The 21837-nt window shown below is 53.2% G+C and carries 19 protein-coding genes; 14 read left to right on the forward strand and 5 right to left on the reverse strand.

Features of this window, described 5'->3' with window-relative positions; translation table 11 throughout:
- Positions 1-97: 97 nt before the first annotated feature.
- Complete coding sequence (locus LOK74_RS00320) at positions 98-460, forward strand: response regulator (protein ID WP_230047119.1); 363 nt, start codon at positions 98-100, stop codon at positions 458-460.
- Positions 461-519: 59 nt separating this feature from the next.
- Here the strand turns inward: LOK74_RS00320 and LOK74_RS00325 are convergent, their stop codons facing one another.
- Positions 520-1563 (reverse strand): hypothetical protein, encoded by a 1044-nt coding sequence (locus tag LOK74_RS00325; protein WP_230044549.1) that lies wholly within the window; start codon positions 1561-1563, stop codon positions 520-522.
- A gap of 177 nt (positions 1564-1740) precedes the next feature.
- Between LOK74_RS00325 and LOK74_RS00330 the strand changes: the two genes are divergently transcribed.
- The 11 genes from LOK74_RS00330 to LOK74_RS00380 all read left to right on the forward strand — a co-directional run bounded on the left by LOK74_RS00330 (position 1741) and on the right by LOK74_RS00380 (position 14410).
- On the forward strand, positions 1741-3912 hold the full coding sequence (locus tag LOK74_RS00330) for an NAD-dependent epimerase/dehydratase family protein (RefSeq protein WP_230044550.1): 2172 nt from the start codon (positions 1741-1743) through the stop codon (positions 3910-3912).
- Positions 3905-4801 carry a hypothetical protein gene (locus tag LOK74_RS00335; protein ID WP_230044551.1) on the forward strand — a complete coding sequence of 299 codons (897 nt, stop codon included), beginning with the start codon at positions 3905-3907 and terminating at the stop codon, positions 4799-4801. The genes LOK74_RS00330 and LOK74_RS00335 overlap by 8 nt, the downstream gene beginning before the upstream one ends.
- The gene (locus LOK74_RS00340; RefSeq protein WP_230044552.1) at positions 4791-6635 is read left to right on the forward strand and encodes a DUF2194 domain-containing protein; all 1845 of its coding nucleotides are present in this window, start codon (positions 4791-4793) and stop codon (positions 6633-6635) included. Before LOK74_RS00335 ends, LOK74_RS00340 begins: the two co-directional genes overlap by 11 nt.
- Entirely contained in the window at positions 6632-8062 is a 1431-nt protein-coding gene (pelF, locus tag LOK74_RS00345; RefSeq protein WP_230044553.1) for a GT4 family glycosyltransferase PelF, read from the forward strand. The genes LOK74_RS00340 and pelF overlap by 4 nt, the downstream gene beginning before the upstream one ends.
- 8 nt (positions 8063-8070) lie before the next feature.
- On the forward strand, positions 8071-9492 hold the full coding sequence (pelG, locus tag LOK74_RS00350) for an exopolysaccharide Pel transporter PelG (RefSeq protein WP_230044554.1): 1422 nt from the start codon (positions 8071-8073) through the stop codon (positions 9490-9492).
- A gap of 57 nt (positions 9493-9549) precedes the next feature.
- Positions 9550-11265 carry a CotH kinase family protein gene (locus tag LOK74_RS00355; protein WP_230044555.1) on the forward strand — a complete coding sequence of 572 codons (1716 nt, stop codon included), beginning with the start codon at positions 9550-9552 and terminating at the stop codon, positions 11263-11265.
- Between the two features lie 22 nt (positions 11266-11287).
- On the forward strand, positions 11288-11995 hold the full coding sequence (locus LOK74_RS00360; protein WP_230044556.1) for a polyphosphate polymerase domain-containing protein: 708 nt from the start codon (positions 11288-11290) through the stop codon (positions 11993-11995).
- A gap of 51 nt (positions 11996-12046) precedes the next feature.
- Positions 12047-12727 carry a DUF4956 domain-containing protein gene (locus LOK74_RS00365; RefSeq protein WP_230044557.1) on the forward strand — a complete coding sequence of 227 codons (681 nt, stop codon included), beginning with the start codon at positions 12047-12049 and terminating at the stop codon, positions 12725-12727.
- Between the two features lie 171 nt (positions 12728-12898).
- Entirely contained in the window at positions 12899-13099 is a 201-nt protein-coding gene (locus tag LOK74_RS00370; RefSeq protein ID WP_230044558.1) for a hypothetical protein, read from the forward strand.
- Between the two features lie 72 nt (positions 13100-13171).
- The gene (locus tag LOK74_RS00375; protein WP_230044559.1) at positions 13172-13522 is read left to right on the forward strand and encodes a hypothetical protein; all 351 of its coding nucleotides are present in this window, start codon (positions 13172-13174) and stop codon (positions 13520-13522) included.
- A 135-nt stretch (positions 13523-13657) separates the two neighbouring features.
- The gene (locus LOK74_RS00380) at positions 13658-14410 is read left to right on the forward strand and encodes a sirohydrochlorin chelatase (RefSeq protein WP_230044560.1); all 753 of its coding nucleotides are present in this window, start codon (positions 13658-13660) and stop codon (positions 14408-14410) included.
- Positions 14411-14502: 92 nt separating this feature from the next.
- On the opposite strand, the gene LOK74_RS00385 is transcribed toward LOK74_RS00380, so the two are convergent.
- From LOK74_RS00385 to LOK74_RS00400, 4 genes are all read right to left on the reverse strand, one after another.
- Entirely contained in the window at positions 14503-14988 is a 486-nt protein-coding gene (locus LOK74_RS00385; RefSeq protein WP_255679485.1) for a GyrI-like domain-containing protein, read from the reverse strand.
- A gap of 167 nt (positions 14989-15155) precedes the next feature.
- On the reverse strand, positions 15156-16538 hold the full coding sequence (locus LOK74_RS00390) for a sigma-54-dependent transcriptional regulator (RefSeq protein ID WP_230044561.1): 1383 nt from the start codon (positions 16536-16538) through the stop codon (positions 15156-15158).
- 57 nt (positions 16539-16595) lie between these two features.
- Positions 16596-17888, reverse strand: a complete 1293-nt coding sequence (locus LOK74_RS00395; protein ID WP_230044562.1) for a sensor histidine kinase — start codon at positions 17886-17888, stop codon at positions 16596-16598.
- Between the two features lie 12 nt (positions 17889-17900).
- Positions 17901-19049: an iron-containing alcohol dehydrogenase gene (locus LOK74_RS00400; protein ID WP_230044563.1), complete on the reverse strand. Its 1149-nt coding sequence runs from the start codon at positions 19047-19049 to the stop codon at positions 17901-17903.
- A gap of 217 nt (positions 19050-19266) precedes the next feature.
- Between LOK74_RS00400 and adhP the strand changes: the two genes are divergently transcribed.
- A complete protein-coding gene (gene adhP, locus LOK74_RS00405) occupies positions 19267-20280 on the forward strand; it encodes an alcohol dehydrogenase AdhP (RefSeq protein WP_230044564.1) in 1014 nt (337 codons plus the stop codon).
- A 34-nt stretch (positions 20281-20314) separates the two neighbouring features.
- A complete protein-coding gene (gene adh, locus LOK74_RS00410; RefSeq protein WP_230044565.1) occupies positions 20315-21835 on the forward strand; it encodes an aldehyde dehydrogenase in 1521 nt (506 codons plus the stop codon).
- Positions 21836-21837: the final 2 nt, after the last annotated feature.

The raw sequence follows: 21837 nt of genomic DNA on the forward strand, positions 1-21837 counted from the left end.
GGCATGTTCGTTGGCGGGTGTGCCTATGGTCCTGCCCTGATCGGGTGCATCACAGTTAGTTTTGCGAAGGAAAAGAGGTATGAACGTGAAGACGGTCATGATCGTCGACGACGCTACTTTCATGCGGAGAATTTTGCGTGAAATCGTCGAAGGGATCGGTCTGCAGGTCGTGGCTGAAGCGGAAAATGGCGAAGAGGCAGTCAAGTTATTTCGGGTCTATCGTCCTACTTTGGTGACGATGGATCTCACCATGCCTGTCATGGACGGTATGACAGCGCTAAAGAAGATCGTGGAGATCGATCACAGGGCTACCATTGTTGTTTGTTCGGCGCTAGGACAGCGAGATATTGTGATCCAGTCAATCGCCGCAGGGGCCAGAGACTTCATCGTGAAACCACTGCAGGAAGATCGGGTGCGACATACGATTCAAAACGTTTTAGAGATGGGCAGCGGTTTTTAAGGGACACGACGATGGCCCTGCGACGTTGCGGTGGAGGATGAATAGAGAACCGTCAGCCGCTATTCGGCAAACTGCGTATCGGCAGGAAAGTTGTAGTAATGTTCTCCAGTTAAGGAATGAAGCCGAAAACCGGCACGGGAGAAATCCTGATCCTCGTATTTGGACAAGTAGCTTACGTTTGTGGTGTGGTAGTCTCGGAAGTTGTTGATGTACGGAAAAAAGCGAACCACATCTGCGGTCGGTCCGGAGCCCGAGTACTCTTCCGGTGCAACACCATACGCATCTAGTGAAAATACGCCTGCGGCAACTTCATTCATTCGGAAAAATTTACGAACGGCTTGCTTTGAGTATGTAGCGTAGTCCACTTCACTCACAGACATCAACCGAATGCCAAGTTGTTCGCGATACCGCAAAGCTTTGTCTATTTTTTCGCGGAAGGAAGAACGAAACGTACTCGGACTGCCCGATGTGGTGATGTCAGTAGCCAGCAGAAAATTTTCAAACAGGTAGATGTCCCGGCTGTCGAGGGCAGTTGGTTCTCCAGTGGGATTCCACTCTGGATGGACCGCACTCCCCAGTACATCATCCGGGTTCCAGGCGTTGACAAATACGGGCATGTCAAGCGTGTGTATGTATCGGACAATCTCGTTCAATCGGGCCCGGGAGACGTCGTAGTCAAATCCGGCACAATCGAGAAAGATCCCATCTGCTCCAAGCTTTTTCCACTGACGGGCTTTGGTCTTCAGTGTTTCGGCCGAATGACCGGTAGATACCGCTAGATCGATATATCCGAACAGACGAGCCGCCTGGTTTCGTTCGTGGATCAGGCGAAAGATCGTTTTGGTAGAGCGATACTGACGGTGTCCCGGTTCCTCCAGGCCTTCGCCAAATACCAATACATCGTAAGCAGCTAGAATTTCGGCTGCTTTATGCTCATCCCAGACCTGGTTGACGCCTTTGGGTGAGCCATAGTAGATGAGCAGTCTGTAACCTGCTTCAGCATCAGTATTGTCGGCAGAAGCAGTTGTTGGATGGGACATGGCTGTCGACCACAACAAGAGAAGCATCGACATAGATAGGACCGCTGTCCGAATTGTTTTCATCGCATAAGCCTCCTAGCAGAAACGTGTTGACGACAAGGGAGGAAACCAGCGCTGGACTGATAGGCCAGGTTGATTCTATTATAGTCAGCTCCTGTTAGGAATGCCAGACAATCCTTAGGAGGGAGAAAACGTGCTGTTGATTGGTAAGAGAGAAAGAAGCTATCGGGGGTATGATCAATGAATGTCCTGATTACCGGAGGGTATGGTTTTATCGGCTCCGCAGTTGCCGAACGATTTTACAAGGAAGGACATCGGATTTACATCATTGATAATCTGTCTGCGGGACGGCGCGAACACGTAACCGTTCCCCACAAATTTTATCAACTCAATGTGGAAGATCAGGCGTGTGAAGAAGTGTTTCGCAGTGTTGCCTTTGACGTCGTCATCCACCTGGCAGCACAGACGCAGGTTACCTCGTCCCTGGAGCAGCCGCTGACGGACACTCGCACCAACATACTGGGTTTGGTAAACATGTTGAACTGTGCACGGCTGCATAAGGTTGGGAAGTTTATTTTGGCCTCGTCGGCGGCGGTATATGGGGAGGGCAGCCTGCCTGCGAAAGAGGAGGACCCGTGCAAGCCTCTCTCCCCTTATGGAACCAACAAACAGTTAGGGGAAGTGTACTGCCAAAAATGGCAGGAAATCTACGGGCTGGAAACACTCTGCCTGCGCTTTGCCAACGTGTACGGACCGAGACAGGGAAGCCGCGGGGAAGGGGGAGTCATCTCCGTATTTTTGCAACAGGTACGCGACGAAAAACCGCTGACGATCTACGGGGACGGAAGTCAGACCCGTGATTTTATTTACGTAGATGATGTGGCTGATGCCATCTACCGTGGTGCTACCAACAGTGCAAGCGGGATTTACAATGTCTCCAGTGGTGTTGAGGTAAGTCTTCACGATTTGATTGAGGCGATTCGTTCATTTGCCGTGGTTCCCGACGTCGTCTATCGCGAAGGGAGAGAAGGGGAGATACTGCGCTCGTGTCTGGACAACACGCGACTGAAGCAGGAGCTGGATTGGATACCTCTCTATACGCTGCAGGAAGGGTTGGCCCAGACATATGAATGGGTATGCAGGCAAGAAGCGGCTGCAGCCAGTCAGGAAGCGCCCGTTCCCCGGGAGACGCCGAAATGGCTTTCAGTTGTTCGGCCATTCGTGGAGAATGCACTCGCGTTTGGAGTGGTGTTTCTGCTCTCCCGTGATCAAAGCGGATATTTTTATCAGACCATTTTTGACTATAAATTGATCTATATTTTGCTGATGGCCTTGTTCTACGGTTCGCGACAGTCTTTCCTGTCGTCGCTGGCTGTTATCACGTTGTACGTGACGGACAGTCTGGACAACGGCCGTGACTGGGGAGCACTGCTGTACGACCCGGAAACACTGTTCGTGGCGGCGTTGTATCTATTTTTTGGACTAGCTGTCGGATTTATGACGGATAAGCACAAAAAGGAACTGCAGTTCGCACGCAACGAGCTGCATGTTGAACAACAGCGCTATCGACTGCTGATGGATGTGTACAAAGATACCCGCAGCGTCAAGGAAGCCCTGCAAAAGCAGGTGCTGACCAACCGGGACAGCCTTGGGAGACTCCAGTCGATCGTCGCTGAACTGGAGAGTCTGGAGCCAGAAGAGGTGGTTAGCGCTTCTGTAACCGTGCTGGAAAACGTACTCGATTCAAACAGGATCTCCGTCTATTCTGTTTCCCAGACAGGCTACATGCGGCTTTTGTTGAAGTCAAACGCACCTGAATTCCAACTGCCGCGCACGCTCCATCTCAATGACGCGCCAGCGTTAGCGACGGTTGTCGGCAAACAACGTCTTTGGGTGAACAAAAACCTGACTCCTGAGCTGCCGATGTATGCTGCACCGATCGTGCACGATGGAGAGACAGTGGCGATCGTCTGCCTGCACGACCAAACATTTGAACGATTTACGCTCTACCATGAGAACCTGTTTAAAGTAGCGGTCGAACTGCTCTCCCGCTCGCTGTCCCGTGCCTTTACCTACGTGTCTGCGACAGGGATGGAGCGATACGTTGAGGGAACGGCGATTCTGCAGGAAGCAGTGTTTCGAGAAGTGGTTCGCAGCAAGCTGAAAGCCAAAGAACGCTCTCAGGCCGACTTCACGCTTCTGGCCGTTCAGACGGCAGAGGTGGAAGTGAAAAAAGTGGCCGAGCGAGTGATGCAGCAGATGCGCGACACCGATTATATGGGTATGATGGAGGGGCGTCTGGTGCTGCTTTTATCCAACACCGGAGCAGCAGAAGCACAGTCAGCGATCGAACGGCTGCAGCGAAACGGGATTGTCACCGAACCGTTCAGCGGAGGGGTGACCTATGCTTGAATTAGCCTTGATCGTCTATTACCTATTGGTCTGCCTCTATCTCGTTTGGCTGTTTCGGAAGCGGGATGGCGCTCGAGGCGGTTTGGCTGCGATCACATGTCTGATACCACTGGCCGGTCTGCCGCTCGTACTGATCGCAGGACGTTCGGAAAGAAAAGCGAGAGAATCCGATCCGGAACGATTTGCTGAATTGACCGAGATCATACCAATGTTGGATCTGCCTGACAAAGTGGATCTAGCCAAAGAATCGGCGATCGTTCCGCTGGAGGAAGTACTGGTCGTCAACGATTTCCAGACGCGCCGCCGGATCATACTGGATGCACTCAAGGAAGATTCGCTTGAATTGGTGCCGTTTCTGGCTAAAGCCGTTCGCAACGAAGACACGGAAACTTCGCACTATGCGGTGACAGCGATGGTGGAGATGAAACGGACCATGATGACACAACTGCAGCGCTGCTCTGTCGCCTACGAACAGAATCCAGATGATCTGACCGTGCTATCTGAGTATGCCAATACTCTGCAACGATACCTAAACAGCCGACTGATGGATGCTGAGACAGAACGTACTTACCGCTTTCTGCAGGCGGATGTGCTGGATCGGTTGTGCAAGCAACCTGGATGTGAAGAGGAACGATGGGCAGAAAAAATAGAGTGCGAATTGATGCTGCATCGATATGACCTGGCGGAAAAGGCATGTGAGCGGTTTCTGGAGATGCATCCTGATTCGGAGCTGTCATATGTGATGACCTTGAAGCTCTACTACACACTGCGAGCGGGAAATAAGTTCGTGAGGATGATGGAACAGTTGAAACAATCGCCGGTAAAAGTGTCGCACGATACGCTGCAATTGATCAGATACTGGGATCAGGGTGTTCAGAATGCTCGTTAGATCGCAATCTCTCAAACGGATCATCGTACTACTCGCGTTTGTCCTGCTGTTAACTCTGTTGATGCATATGTCACGCTCCGATATCCTCCTGCAATTGAACCAGTATGGAACGGCCGAAGAACAGTCAGCCGAGATAGCTCCACGAGATGCGCTGACGGCGGATGAGTGGAAGCGCATGAATCAGGCAAGGCTGATGGTTCTGTACGAACCGGGCAATCCGTCGAGTGAAAAGATCACCCATAATGTGGAGCAAACACTGATCAGCATGAAGAAATCGTACCGCCTCGCCGAAGTTGGCGGTGAACGGCCTGACCTGCAGCAGGTGGATGCGATTATGGTGACTTTTTCCGATCTGTCTCTGCTGGGAGAGCTAGGCTGGCTGGACCGTTATGTGGCCGAAGGGGGACACGTATTGTTTGCGACTGTTCCCGATTTAAACGATGCATTTTACACGATCTACCGCAAGCTAGGAATTCTGGAGATCGGTGCGTATCTGGAAGCAAATGTTATTAACCTGCACACCAACATCTTGATTGGACATGCTGGTGATACATTTGTCGATCCGAACCTGCCAAATGAGATTCTGCGGGTAAAACTGGCAGACAGCAGCCGGGTCCATGCGACCGCGGAGAATGGAGTGCCGCTTGTCTGGGAGGCACCATACGGGAAGGGATCTTTTCTGATATGCAACGGGACGATGCTGCTGGATACGGCCAGCCGCGGTTTACTGGCTGGTGCGCTTGGGATGATGCTGCCGGATTTTATCTACCCGGTGATTAACACTAAGGTTATGTACATCGATGATTTCCCAGCGCCCTTCCCATTAGGAACAAACCCGTCCATCTATCGAGAGTACCAGCTCGATTTGCCGCAGTTTTACAAAAAGGTGTGGTGGCCGGACATGATACGGCTGGGGCAAGCCTACGATCTGGTCTATACAGGGGCGCTGATTGCCACCTACGAGGATGACGTGACGCCCCCCTTCGACTGGCAAAACGATGCCGATCTGGCCAATCTGATCCTCTACGGACGTGAATTGCTCAAAGAAGGCGGGGAGATCGCCGTTCATGGATACAATCACCAATCGCTCACCACGACCAGGCGTATCTCGTTTGCGTTTGGCTACAACCAGTGGTCTAGCATAGATGAGATGACGCAGTCGCTGCGTGCAGTGCGGGAATATATCGAGGCGGCATTCCCCCACTATCGTTTGCGTACTTATGTCCCGCCTTCCAACGCATTAGGTCCGGAAGGGCGCGAAGCAGTCAAAGAGGCCCTGCCGGATGTACGCGCCATCTCCTCCCTCGCTGGAGAAGATGGTCGGAATCTGTCCTACCTGCAGGAATACGGAGTTGCGGAGGATGGCATTGTCGAAATGCCGCGAATCACCTACGGATACTGGATCGGAGCATATGAACAGTGGAGCATGGCCAACGCCGTTACGGTATGGGGCGTCTTTTCTCACTTTGTTCACCCGGACGATATCCTTGATCAAAAACGCAGCGAGGGCAAAGGGTGGTCGGAATTGTACGCCGACTTTGAGCGTTTTGTCGCCTTGGTCCATGAGCGGCATGGCTGGCTGCGCAGCATGACGGCGGCCGATGCCAGCGTGCAGGTGAAGCGATGGGCGCTGAGCAAACCCGTCTTTGAATATCGACCGGACGGAGTATACGGGTACGTGAACAACTTTACTGGTGAACTGTATTTTGTGCTGCGCTCGGACAGAACGTTTGCCAAAGCAAATAACTGCAAAGTCTTGCGGATTGACGAAGGTGTCTATCTGGTGCGGGCACAGCAGGAAACATTTTCGATTGAATGGACTGAAGAAGGATGAAGATTTGTATCATTGCCGAAGGTTCGTATCCTTACATTACCGGCGGAGTCTCCAGTTGGATCCACACCCTGATTCGTTCCATGCTCCAGCATGAGTTTATCATTTACGCAATTGGGGCTGAACAGCGGTATCGCGGCAGCTACAAGTACGAGCTGCCAGCCAACGTGGAACGGGTAGAAGAAGTGTTTCTCGACTCCTTTCATTTGGAAGAGAATCGCTGGGGGCGTACCTACAAGACCGGTGAACAAGAACGGGCGGCTCTGCAGTCTTTGATTGCCGGGGACAATGAGACAGACTGGGATCAACTGTTCCGTACGCTGCGCGATGAAAAGTGGCGAACCTCGACAGAGTTTTTGATGAGCCGCGATTATTTTGATCTGTTGAGTGAGTTGTGCCGAGTGCGATTTGAACAACTGCCGTTTACCGAGATGTTTTGGACCGTGCGCTCGATGCTGCTGCCACTGGTCCAGCTGATCCGTCGCCCTTTGCCGGAAGCCGATCTGTACCATGCCGTATCGACCGGTTATGCCGGCGTGATCGCCAGCCTTGGCAAACACCTCTATCAAAAGCCAATGCTGCTGACCGAGCACGGCATCTATTCGCGTGAGCGTGAAGAGGAGATCATCAAGGCGGACTGGGTAAAAGGGTATTTCAAGGATCTCTGGATTCGCTACTTTTATGGATTATCGCGTTGTGCCTACCATTATGCCGATCAAGTGGTTACGTTGTTTGAACGGAATCGGGAGATTGAGGTAGAGTTAGGCTGCCCGGAGTCCAAAATCTCCATTGTTCCGAACGGTATCAAGGTGGAAGAGTATTTGGACCTTCCTAGCAAACCAGAAGAAGACAAGATGATTCAGATCGGGGCGATCGTCCGCGTCGTGCCGATCAAGGATATCAAAACGATGCTTTACAGTTTTGCGGCCGTCAAGCGAGAGGTACCGAATGCGACGTTCACGATCATGGGGCCGCATGACGAGGATCAGGAGTATTACCGTGAGTGCATCGATTTGGTCAGGATACTGGAACTGGAGGATGTTGCGTTCACCGGAAGCGTTGATGTCAAACAGTATCTCGGCCGGATGGATATCATCGTCCTAACCAGCATCAGCGAAGGACAGCCGTTGGCCGTACTAGAAGCGATGGCGGCGGGCAAACCGGTCGTAGCCACCGATGTCGGCAATTGCCGGGAGATGCTGTACGGCAGTGAGGCGGACCGTGCATACGGACGTGCGGGAACGGTGGTCCCGGTGCTGGACGATCAAGAGATTGCCAAAGCGATCATCGCATTATGCGACAGCAAGACGGATCGTCAGGTGATGGGAATGAACGGGCGCCGACGGGTGATGAACGCATACACCCATGAGTTGTTTATCGATCGGTATGAATCGCTGTACATGTCGCTCGGATTAGCATTGAGGAGGTGAACGGAGACATGGCTGGAATTGGATTTCAACTAAAGCGGCTGTTTGAGCGGGAAGGCTTGATGGGGCAGATCCAGGCGATTTCGTATGCTTCGTTGGTGACGGTTGGTCCTATGCTTAGCTGCATCATCGCTGTAGCGATTATCCACTGGATGCTGGTGAGTGACAATGCTCCTTATGTTTCCCGAGAAGTGTTTACGGCGGGCATCGCCTATGCCTTTGCCTTTTCGTTTGTGATCACATCGCCGTTTTCGATGTTTCTGACTCGCTTGGCGTCCGATCTGCTGTACGAAAAACGATACGACCAGCTTCTGCCTACCTTTTATCGGTATCTGCGGATTACGCTTCTCTTTGGCTGCGTACCTGCGCTTTTGTTTGTGTGGTGGACACCACTGTCGATCGCCGAAAAAGTTTCTTTGTTCGTGCTGTACATGGAATTGAACCTGGTCTGGATTGAAGTTGTATACGTGTCAGCGATGAAAGCGTATCGTTCTATAGCCTACTCCTTTCTGGGCGGCATGACGTTGGCAGTAGCTCTGGTATGGATATACATGGAGTGGGCTGGTGCTGCGGTCTCGGCAGCCGGTTTGCTGACGATGATGGCAGCTGGGTTCTTTTTGATTGCTGCGACACTGCTGCGGGCGATCGAACGTTTCTTCCGTACGCCTGAATCACCCGCCCTGCCTCCACTGCGCCAGGACCTTCAGCGGTACCCTTCCCTGCTGGGGATTGGTTTGTTTACCGGACTGTGCATGTTTTGGCACCAGTTTGCGCAGTGGATCTTTCACGGGACCTGGTTGGCAGACGCATTTCTCGTCAAGCCGGAATACGATGTGGCCGTCTTTTATGCCGTGCTGTCCGTTTTGCCGACACTCGTCTGGTTTGTCGTGTCTGTCGAGACATCGTTTTATCCGAAGTTCCGTCAGTATTATGATGCGATACTTGGGAAGGGAACGATACTGGATATTGACCGGGCCAGGCAGGAGATGCACAAGGTGCTGATTGGCGAGTTAGGCAAGCTGATGGGGATCCAGCTTGTCTTTTCCCTGATCTCCGTCGCCTGCGGGATCCGCTTTTTGCCGTATATCGGCTTTACCGCCCAACAGGTGGACACGTTCAACATCCTGGTGATGGCCTTTTACGTCTACGTGATGACCAGTGTGGTCCTGCTGCTCTTGCTCTATTTTGACGATCGACTGGGTGCGCTCAGCCTCTCGGCGCTGTTTTTTGCGGCCAACCTTGCGGCATCCTGGCTGCTGCGAGACGAACAGTACCAAGGGCTGCCGCTGTTTGTCGCCTCTTTTCCGGTACTGGCCGTTACGCTGGGCAGGCTGGTCTATCGGTTGCGTCGTCTGCATTACGCAACGTTTAGCGCTCAGCCCCTGCACAACCGCAAGAGAAAGCTGGAGCAGAAGCGTGAGTCGGCGGGATGAGCGACCGACGGGCAACTGACTTGGAAGCGAGTTATAGTAGAAGAAAGGAGGAGCAAAATGGCTCGATCATCTCGAAATATACGGCCTCTTGTCTGGCTGCTGCTGATCGCTATCATCATCGGCGGATGTCAGCCAGCGGAGCCAGATCAGCAGCCGCAACCTGTCACCTCTCAGATGGATGAAAACGGAGAGTACACCCCCAAGCTAGTGGAAAACCGACTGGTATATGAGGACGACCAGCCTGACACCATCGCTCACTTGTACGTGACGGTGACAGATGATAATCTCACCGCCGAGCAACCGTTTACCTGGGCACAGCTAAACAAGATCTCCAATGTAGAAGAAAAAAAGAAGGCAGGGAAACTGAATGTGATCGTTCAGGAAGGGACGGCGGAGGGGCCCGAGAGTGGTTTGTTCGGCTATGACGCCTCCCATCCCAATGCAACGATTACGGTGCGCGGCGCATCGTCGCTGAGGCGAGCGCAAAAGTCGTACAAGATCAAACTATTCGACAGTGCCGGCTACTGGCGGAATCACCAGACGATCAACCTGAACAAACACGTGTCAGACTTTTCTCGAATGCGCAACAAACTTAGTTTTGACTACTTTACCAAGATTCCGCATATGACCAGTTTGCGGACGCAATTCGTCCACCTCCATGTCAGGGACATGACAGGAGGCGGTCCAGCCCAATTCGTAGATTACGGGTTGTTTACGCAGATTGAGCATCCCAACAAATCGTTTTTGCGGATGCACGGACTCGATCCGTATGGCCACTTGTACAAGGCCAGCTTTTTTGAGTTTCTCCGCTACCCTGATCAGTTGAAGCTGGCAGACGATGCGGGCTACGACAAGGAAGCGTTTGAATCGATTTTGGAGATCGATGGCTCCAACGATCACTCCAAGCTGCTGCAGATGCTGGACGATGTAAATGACATGGGCAAGGACTTTGACGAAGTCTTCGAGACACACTTTGACCGTGACAACTTTTTGACCTGGATGGCGGCCAACATCCTGATGGACAACATCGATACCAACTCCCAGAACTTTTTCCTCTACTCACCGCTTAACTCCCAGAAGTGGTTTTTCCTGCCGTGGGATTACGACGGGACGTGGGGGTACTTTGAAACGTACGGGCAGAAGCCAGGACGACGTGCACCATGGCAGCGCGGCATCGCCAACTACTGGGGAAGCGTGTTGCAAAAGCGATTCTTCAAAAACCCGGAAAACGTGCAACAATTGGTGGACAAGGTGGAGGAGTTGAGCCAGATCATCACGCCCGAAGAGAACCGGCGCCTGATCGAGACTTACAAGCCGATTGTCTCCTCCTATGTCCGGCGGGCTCCTGACGTCGGCTATCTGCCTGGTCCGCTAGATCTGTACGATGAAGAGCTTCAGCGGATCATCGAGCAGCCGCCGGAAAACAAGCGGAAGTTTATCGAGAGTCTGCAAAATCCGATGCCATTCTTCCTGGGCGATGTCCGGCAAGAGCAAGGGAAACTGACCTTTAACTGGGATCCGTCGTACGATTTCCAAGGTGACGATGTGACGTACCACTTCCAATTGGCCAAAGAACCAACCTTTGCCCGACCGCTGGTAGACCGGGACGGGCTGACGGGAACGACTTTGCAGTTGGACGCGATGGAACAGGGACGTTACTTTTGGCGCGTGATTGTTACGGATGCACAAGGGAACAGCATGTCCGCGTTTGATACGTACCGCAGTCAAGATGACGTGTATCATCACGGGGTTCGAGAGTTTTACGTGGAGTAAAGGCGGGGGGGAGTCTGGCGATATGCAAAAGTTCGGAAAAAAACTGCGTCATGAGCTAAAGTATTATCTGCACCGGCATGAAGTGGCGGGGCTGCGTGACCGCGTGCGGCATCTCCTGCCGCTCGATTCCCATTCGGTCAGCGCTGAGGGGTATCACATCCGCAGTCTCTATTTTGACAACATGCACGAAAGTGCCCTCTACGACAAGATCAATGGAGTGTTCCAGCGAAAAAAGTATCGCATCCGCATCTACAACGTGAGCGATCGGGTGATCAAGCTGGAACGGAAAAGCAAATGGAATGAATACGTGATGAAAGAGTCGGCGGATCTGACCCGCGAGCAGGTGGAGCGTCTGTTGAACGGCGAAATCGACTGGTTGGGCAGCAGCGGACATCCCTTGATGAGCGATTTCTACCGTGACTTGAAGCACGAAGTGATGCGTCCTTCGGTGATTGTTGACTACACTCGGGAAGCGTACGTGGACGAGTTGACCAATTCCCGTATCACGTTGGACAAGGGTCTGGCGGCAGCGTTTCACGCCGTTGATCTGTTCGACCCCGAACTGCCGGTGTGGGACGTGATCGAAGGACCGCGCACCATCCTGGAGGTCAAGTATGATCGTTTTATCCCGAGCAACATTCGGGCCCTGCTCCAATTGTCAGCCCATAACCGCTCGACGATCTCCAAATACGTCCTCTGCAAGGAAAGGCAAAAAGTATACAGCTATTAGATGGCAGGTGGCGGCGGGCATACCGCCGCACAGGTCAGGAAGAGGTGGATCATGGACGGACTGATCAATTTTCAGGATATCTTTAAGAAAAGTGTGTTAAACCTAGAGTCGTTTCAGACGATATCGCTGCTCGATACGCTGTTAGGACTGCTGATTTCGTTTCTGATCGGCATGTTTATCTATTATGTCTATCGGGTTTGTTTTCGCGGCGTCGTCTATAGCCACAATTACAATATCACGTTTGTCTTGATGACGATTATCACCGCACTAATCATCATGACGATCAGCACCAACATCGTGCTGTCGCTGGGGATGGTCGGCGCCCTCAGTATCGTGCGTTTCCGGACAGCGGTCAAAGATCCGATGGATATCGTCTACATGTTTTGGTCCATATCGGCAGGGATCGCGGTGGGGGCGAAGATTTACCCGATTGCGATCATCGGCTCACTGGTTGTCGGCGCTACGATCTGGTGGCTTTCCCGTCGGCGGGACAAGACTGCACCATACCTGCTGATCCTCCATTACGAGGATATGGCGGAGGAAGAAGTAAAACGGCAAGTGCGCAAGATCAACGCTGTGTTAAAGTCGAAGACGATTCGCAAAGGCGTGACCGAACTAACGGTGGAGATGCGCATACGCGACGACAACACAGCCTTTGTCAACGAGATCTCCAGCATCGAAGGGGTCAGGGATGTCGCGCTCGTAAGCTACAATGGCGAATACGCCCAGTAGAGAATAAGCAGAGTATCGCTTTTCCTCCAGTCGCTCCTTCCGGATAAGCGATACTTCCCGGCGACCTTTTGCCTAGAGTCCGCCGACTGTCTGCCATTACGCGGTCGACACTGGCGGACGCAGCGGAAAAACGATATGCTAAAAGCAGCAATTCGTTAAAGGAGGGACGCCATGCCGTTCTGGTTGGTTCTGGTGTTGGTCATCGGCGGATTGTTTTTGCTCGGCTTTCTCTACGATTTTGCGGCAAAGAGGAAGAAATGGCGAACAGACTTTACAGAAGAACCGCAGCAGCAGTTGAGCACCTCACAGCGGGTCTACAATGAACTGAGTTTGCAGCAATCTCTGCGGAATTCCGATCACCACAACAGCTAAGCGGACATTTGTCGATTCCCTTCCCTTGGCCTATAATGGAAGCAGAGACTGTTGGAGGGGGATTGGAAAGAGATGAAGATCCTGTCTGTCACAGGAGAGAGCGTGCCGCCCGGCAAAGGCGGGTCGCCGTCGGACACGTTTGACCGATCGATCGCAACTTACGAGGATGGGGGGCAGACCAAGACGCTGACCGTCACCTACGTCCGCTACTTTGCCAGACTGTTGGCTGAGAGAGGGATATATGATGAGGAGCAAGCAGGGGTTGCGGTAAACAAACTGGCTGCCGTCCTCTTTTTGGAAAAGCACCCGGCTCCGAAGGAATCACGCCATTATTTTAACGATGCGGACGCGTTTATGGCTTTATTCGAAGGGTTTTCTCTTGAACCGTTTCGTGCGAAGTACGGACATCTCGCCCTTGCGTAAATAATGCGCAAGGGTTTTTCCATTTTTTGCACAGACTAGAGAGAGAATGTCCACAAAACGTACACAGTGTTTTGCCTCCATATAGATTATAATTATTATAAATAAGACCGATCTGGATCAGGGGTGAGTGCGTAGATGAAGAAGAAAAGCGGAGTGCTGATCATAGGACACGGTTCAAGCAGCGCCTCTTGGGTACAACTGGTAGATCACGCGGTCGATCAGCTTGATCTGCCGGTTCCGGTTGTGGCCTGTTTTCTGGAACTGGTGGAGGGACGTCTGATTGAAGACGGCATCCGTCAACTGGAGCGGGAAGGGGTAGAGCGGATCATCGCTGTGCCGCTATTCGTGGCCTCAGGCAGCACCCATATCGATGAGATTGGCTATATGCTGGGCGCCCTGCAGCTGGCTGAGCCGGAAGAAGATTGGGAGCGTATCGAGACGGATGCGGAGATTGTCTACTGTCCACCGATGGATGACCATCCGTTGATCGAAGAGATCGTACTGGAGCGGGCCAAGGAGCTCTCCGCTGATCCAGCTTCGGAAGTGGTGATGCTGGTTGGTCACGGGGCAGACGAAGGGACAAACCACCTCCGCTGGGAACGGCTCCTGCAGCGGTTGGCAGTGGCTGTCCGCGAGCGCGGCGGATTCAAAGGAGCGACTTATGGCACCCTTCATCCCGACAATCTGCACAAGCGGGCCCGTGCGGTCACACGTAAAAACCGCGCGTTGATCGTACCGCTTTTTCTCAGCGAGGGGTATTTCACCCAACAAGTTATCCCGTCACGTCTGGAGGGGTTGCCGTACACCTACAGCGGCAAGACTTACCTGCCGCACCCCCATGTGAGTGATTGGATGCAAGATGTAATCAAGCAAGTCCTGCAGGCATAGAAAAAAGGAAGAGTTGGCCGGGTTGACCGCTGTCAGGCACGCGATTGGTGTCGACAGCGGTCTTTTTTTATCGGCAGATCCTTGCCAAAGCTCTATAACACAGAGATATAAATGTCAACTTGACTGTTTTGAGGATCGGCACACCGCTCGTCATATACTTCAAAATCTGTGGCGAATGCTCTTTTATTCGTTTTTGACCATTCCCAGATATGCTGCCAAGCTTCCACCACAATCTCTTGAACAGGTCCTATTCTTGTCGTAAAGACCACGTAATTCGATTCTGGTATGGAGTAGCTTTTCATGCCGTTCGCAATATGGTCAACTGCCGTCACCTCAGTCCCTAAAGCAAACGTATAAGAGCCCGTTTCGTCCGATTCGTAGTCCGTGTAGACAGCCAGGATTGTGGCGTCTTTTTTATGAGGGATTTGGTCGAGTATGTGTTCCTGATAGAAACGCTGCCATTGTGCCGGGATTACTCCTTCCCCTTTCATTTCAGCCTCATTTGTGGTGGTAGCAGGTGTTCCGACGAAGAGGAAGGATTGCCTGCTGCTCTTTCTTTCTTGTATGGTGTGTGACAATGAAGCGACCTCCTTTTGGCGATATCAAGTCCTCTACATCAATTCGTCTCATAGTCTCTCGATCCTGCTGCTGGAACAGGAATCATCAGGTTCGTCCGACAGATGTCGTCATCATCACAGTAACGACTATGGCAACGACTGTGCAGATCGGCACTCACTGCTTGGCTCTATTCTTTTTCATTGAGGATATAACGCAGCGTGCGTTTGGAAATCCCCAACTTGTCGCTCAGCAGAGCACGATCCCCATCAGTCTCTGCGAGCCCCTGTCGGATCACTCGACGGCCCACTTCCCCTTCCAATCGCCTGATTCGTTCCAGCAGCCGAGGGAAATCGATCTGGTCCACAGAGCCGATGCGCGCCGTGACCGTATGGACAAACCTGGCAGCTTCCTGCTCAACAAAGCATTCAAAAGCATCTGGCGGGCACTCCATTGACGGGGCAGGTGAGGCGTCCCTTCTCTCCTGCAAAAGCTGTGCGGGGAGGTGCTCGACCCGCAGCACCGGCGAGTCGTGGAGCGCCATCGCCTGGTTTACCACATTGAGCAGCTGCCTTACGTTGCCGGGCCAGTCGTATTGCTGCAGCACCTGTACCGCTGCCGGGTCGATCCGGCAAGCATCGTTTGATTTTTTCTGCAGATAGTGGTTGACGATGAGCGGAATGTCACCCGGTCTTTTCCGCAAAGCGGGGATAGTCAGCTTGACGCCCTCCAGCCGATACAACAGATCAGCCCGGAACCGCCCTAGCTCTACTTCCCTCTCCAGATTGCGATTGGTCGCGGAGATAAACCGGATGTTGCCTTTCAGTGTCTGTTCACCGCCGATCCGCATAAACTCTCCTGTCTCCATGACGCGAAGCAGCTTGGCTTGAATCGTCGCCGGCGCTTCTCCAATCTCGTCGAGAAAAAGCGTTCCTGAATCGGCCAACTCAAAAAATCCTTTGCGACCCTTGATCGCGCCCGTAAATGCTCCTTTTTCATGTCCGAACAATTCGCTTTCCAACAGGGTCTCCGGTATGGCAGCGCAATTCATCGCAATAAACGGCGCTTGGGCACGCAAGCTGGCGCCGTGCAAAAAGCGGGCCATCAGTTCTTTGCCTGTGCCCGTCTCTCCTTCGATCAGGACATTGATCGCTTTTTTGGCCAGTTTGTCGGCAACGGACATCACGGTGGCCATCGGACTGTCATCAGCATAGATCATGCCGTAGCTGACAGCTTGTCGGGTGATCAGGTCATGCTGGGGATGGGAGTGATCCAAGACGGAAAAGATCGCTTGTTCCAAGTCGTCCAGATTGTCAAACGGCTTTTCCAGATAATCCCGAGCGCCCGACTGGATTGCTGTGACGGCAGACTTGATCGTACTGTAGCCGGTCATGACGATGACCTCACAGGCAGGACATGCCGCTTTGATCGCTGGCAGCAAGTCCAATCCATTCGCATCGGGCAGTTTCAAATCGATCAAGGCCAGATGATACGGGAATGGGCGCGTCTCCAGCAGCCGGTAGACGTCCCGTCCGGAGTGGGATACCGTTACCTCACAGTTTTTGGCCTGCAAAAAATAGGAAAAAACGATGTGACTTCTACTTCGTCATCGACGACGAGTACGTTCAGTTTATTCACTCGCATTCTCCTCGTTTGCGTAGTTTGGCAAAAGCAGGGTAAAGGTGCTGTACGCTCCTGCTTCGCTTTCAACCGTTACCATTCCTCCATGCGATTCAGCGATCCCCAGACTAACGGACAGACCCAATCCGGTACCTTTCCTCGCTGCCTTGGTCGTATAAAAGGGCTGAAAGATCTGCGAAAGGGACTCTTGTTCAATGCCTACGCCGTTATCGTGCACTGATACCCCGACATAGGATCGATCGGCTGTCACATGGCAAAATGATGAGATGGTGATGACGGGATTGGGTACGTCCTGCAGCGCGTCACGGGCGTTGAGCAGCAGGTTGATCAAGATCTGTTCAATCTGATGCCGGCTGCCCTGGAACAAGAGTGGTTCAGCTGACAGTTGTTTGGAGATGGAGATGCCTGAGACCTTCAGTTGGTAGCCGATCAGAACCAGGACGTCTTCAATCAGCTCGTTGACGGACAAACATTCAAAGTGGTACTCCTCCTGGCGGGAAAAGGTTAGCAGATTTTGAATGATCTTTTTGCAGCGTACGCCGCATTGATAGATATCTTTTGTCATCTGCTGCAGGGGATCGGACGGCAACTGACGCAGCAATAGCTGAGCGTTGCCCAGAATCGCGGTCAGCGGGCTGTTCAGCTCATGGGCGACACCTGCCGCCATCTCCCCGATGGCAGCCATTTTGGCGGACTGGACCAGTTGGGCTTCAATTCCTACTTTTTTGCTCACATCTTTAAATAGCAGAATGTTTTCCACTGACACCTCGATGTGCTCGGCGATTTGACGAAACAGGATGAGCTGCTCCTCGTCCTCCTGCTGTGGTCGGGTTGCCTGCAGCAGGGTGAGAAAACCGAAGCTGCGCTGCAAACGGCTTTGCAGCGGGACAGAGACCATATGCCAATCGAGGTAAGCAGGCTGCAGGATGTCATGCAGTTCCTCTACGGATGAGGGTGCTTCCCGATTGGATGGGACGGTGATGGGGACATGCGTCCAAGACTGCTGCTGTCGCTGGGAAGCAAATAAAGCTAGGCTGCCGCCTTCCATCAGGGTGAGGACGAATACGTCAAACGAGAGCAGTTGATTGAGCTGTTCGGCCAAATAAGCACTGACGTCGGCCCAGTCGGCGTTGATCCGGATCTTCGTCAGTTGATTGATAATCTCCAACTGCTTGTTCTTTTTCTTCATTTCTTCCACTACGTAGTTTAGTTCTTTGTAGTAGCTTTTGCGGGAGGAGCGAATGCCTGTCAACTTTTCCAACAGTTCCTGTTTGGGATGCAAGTCGGTTCCCTCCTACAGTGCTTTGAGAAACAGTTCCCTGACATCGTCTACACTCATGTCGCGGGGATTGGTGGCCATACAGACGTCGTTGATCGAATGGCGGCTGATCAGCTCGATCTGTTCTTCACACAGTCCCAATGCGGACAGCCTGACGGGAATATCGAGGTCGGAAGCCAGTTCTTTGACCGCCTTCATCGCCAGGCGGGAGGCATCGTGCAGACTTCGTCCGGATACGTTTTCTCCCAGCGCCTCTGCCATGTTTTTGTATTTCTCGGGAGCGGCCAGATAGTTGAACTCCAATAGATACGGCAGCAGGATCGCGTTGATCTCGCCGTGCGGGGCATCGATCAGCCCGCCGATCTGGTGCGACATCGCATGTACCGCCCCCAGGATCGCGTTGGAGAAGGCCAGCCCTGCCTGCAAACTGGCCATGGCCATCGCCCGCTTTGCCTCCATGTTGTACTGGCTGGCCGCTGACGGGCGTAGATGCTGAGCGATCAGCCGCATCGCCTGTAGGGACAGCACTTCTGTCAGCGGAGTGGCAGCCAGCGAGATGTACGATTCGATCGCATGGCTTAACGCATCTATGCCGGTGTTGGAGGTTAACCGCCTGTCTTTGGTCATCAAGGTTTGCGGATCAATAATGGCAATATCAGGGATTAGCGATTTTGATATTATGGTTATTTTTGCCTTGCGTTCTGAATATACAATAATCGAGAACTGCGATACTTCGGAGCCTGAGCCGGCGGTAGTCGGGATCATCACCATCGGTGGAAGTGGATGGGATATTTTGTCTACTCCCTCATACTCCAGGATGCTGCCCCCATTTGTCGCCAGCAGGGCGATTGCTTTGGCTGCATCCAGCACACTGCCGCCGCCAACTCCGACGATCGCATTACACTCATGGACAAGGTATTCAGCAAGGCCAGAGTGAACTTCGAAATCTTTAGGATTGGGGGTGACATCGGTCCACAGATGGTAGTCGAGATGGCTCAGCCGCAGGTAATGGATCACCTGCTCCACCCAACCGGCAGCGACCACGCCGGGATCGCTGACTAGAAACACCTTTTTTGCTCCCAGCCTGCCCAGACACTCTCCGACTTGGCTGATCGACTGATCGCCAAAGATGATTTCCGGGGCCATGAACTTGGAAACTTTCATATGCTCACCCTTTTTTTGAAAGATTGTAATACAGGCGATGGGCGATTCCAAAGGACAAAATTTTGGCCGACGAGCCGAATATTTGGCCGCATGGCCGTAAAAATGTCCCGATGAAGAAAGCGCTATCATTATTTTCGCACAATTGTAATTGGTATGTATATTGCAAAAATGATCACAGCGAGTGGCCACATCATCTTTATTAAGGAGGAGCATGTGTATGAAAGCTGCTGTTGTGAATCGTTTTCATGAAAAACTGGAAGTCAAGGATGTACCCGTTCCCGAGATCGGGTACGGAGAAGTGCTGGTGCGCATCAAAGCCTGCGGAGTATGCCATACCGATCTCCACGCTGCACACGGAGATTGGCCGGTCAAGCCAAAGCTGCCGCTGATCCCCGGTCACGAAGGCGTGGGAGTCGTGGAAAAGGTGGGCCAAGGTGTGACATCGCTACAGGTTGGGGACCGCGTGGGGATTCCCTGGTTGTATTCGGCTTGCGGCGAATGCGATTACTGTCTGACCGGATGGGAGACCTTGTGCCAACGTCAAGAGAACGGCGGATACTCTGTTGACGGCGGATATGCCCAATACTGCAAGGCACCGGCTGCTTATGTGGCCCGGATTCCCGACGGACTGAGTGATGTGGATGCAGCCCCGATTCTGTGCGCCGGCGTGACGACCTACAAAGCGCTGAAGTTGGCCGAGCTGGCGGCAGGAGAATGGGTCGCCATCTACGGGATTGGCGGGCTGGGACACCTGGCGCTGCAGTATGCCAAGGCGATGGGCTATCACGTCATCGCTGTCGATATTCATGAGGAAAAGCTGAAGTTGGCCAAAGAGCTGGGGGCAGACCTGACCGTGAACGGGGCAGCCACTGATCCGGTGCAGGAAATCGTCAAGCAGACAGGCGGTGCTCATGCTGCCGTCAGTGTCGCTGTGACCAAAAAGGCGTTTGAGCAAGCGTATCGTTCCGTACGGCGCGGCGGAACACTGGTCGTGGTCGGACTGCCAAACGACGAATTGCCGATCCCGATTTTTGACACCGTTCTCAATGGCGTCGCTGTCAAAGGCTCCATCGTGGGGACCAGAAAAGATATGCAGGAAGCACTTGATTTTGCGGCACGAGGGAAAGTGAAGGCGATGATCGAAACACAGCCATTGGACAACATCAACGAGGTGTTCCAGCGGATGGAACAGGGCCAGATAAACGGTCGAGTCGTGTTGACGATGGATTAAAACGAAGAAAATCGCAAACAGAGGAGGATGTCTGATGATCTACGAACAGCCCGGGCAACCTGGCAGCAAGGTCGCATATCGCAGCCGCTACGAGAACTATATCGGAGGTGAGTGGGTACCACCGGTCAAAGGGGAGTACTTCGAGAACGTTTCTCCGGTAAACGGCAAGGTATTTTGCGAAGTGGCCCGCTCTACAGCGGAGGACATCGAAAAGGCGCTGGACGCCGCCCATGCGGCGAAAGAGGCTTGGGGAAAAACATCACCGGCAGAGCGTGCCGCTATCCTGAACAAGATAGCCGACCGGATCGAGGAAAACCTGGAGATGCTGGCGGTGGCCGAGACATGGGACAACGGCAAACCGATCCGGGAAAGCCTGGCCGCCGACATCCCGCTTGCCGTCGATCACTTCCGTTATTTCGCCGGTGTCATCCGTGCGCAGGAGGGGAGCATCAGCGAGATCACGCACGATACTGTGGCCTACCACTACCATGAGCCGTTGGGTGTCGTGGGTCAGATCATCCCCTGGAACTTCCCGCTGCTGATGGCCACATGGAAGCTGGCGCCTGCCCTAGCCGCGGGCAACTGCGTCGTGCTGAAACCGGCGGAACAAACCCCGGCCAGCATCATGCTGCTGATGGAGCTGATCGGCGATCTGCTGCCGCCCGGAGTGGTCAACGTGGTCAACGGGTTTGGCATTGAAGCAGGAAAGCCGCTGGCGACGAACAAGCGGGTAGCCAAAGTAGCCTTTACCGGTGAAACGACGACCGGTCGGCTGATCATGCAGTACGCATCGGAAAACATCATCCCGGTAACTTTGGAGTTGGGCGGCAAGTCTCCGAATATCTTCTTCGAGGACGTCTTTACCCAGCAGGATGCGTTTGCGGACAAAGCATTGGAAGGGTTTACGCTGTTTGCTCTCAACCAGGGCGAGGTCTGCACCTGCCCATCCCGCGCCTTGATCCAACAGAGCTTCTATCATGATTTCCTCGATCGGGCGGTGGAGCGAACCAAGCAGATCAAACAGGGCAACCCGCTGGATACGGAGACGATGATCGGCGCCCAGGCTTCCAACGATCAGCTGGAGAAAATCTTGTCCTACATCGACATCGGACGGCAGGAGGGAGCAGAACTGCTGATCGGCGGCGAGCGCAATGTCCTGCCCGGTGACCTGGCCGAGGGGTATTACGTCACGCCAACGATCTTCGCGGGGAACAACAAGATGCGCATCTTCCAGGAGGAGATATTTGGACCAGTCGTCTCGGTTACCTCTTTCCGTGATTTCGACGATGCGCTGCAAATCGCCAACGATACCCTGTACGGTCTGGGAGCAGGTGTCTGGACCCGGGATATGAATACTGCCTACCGGATGGGACGAGGCATCCAGGCAGGACGCGTCTGGGTCAACTGCTACCACGACTATCCGGCGCACGCCGCATTTGGCGGCTACAAGCAGTCCGGCATCGGACGCGAGACGCACAAGATGATGCTGGAGCATTACCAGCAGACCAAGAACCTGCTGGTCAGCTACAGTCCCCAGGCACTTGGCTTCTTCTAAGG

This window comes from Brevibacillus humidisoli (assembly GCF_020923435.1).
GTDB lineage: Bacteria > Bacillota > Bacilli > Brevibacillales > Brevibacillaceae > Brevibacillus_E > Brevibacillus_E humidisoli.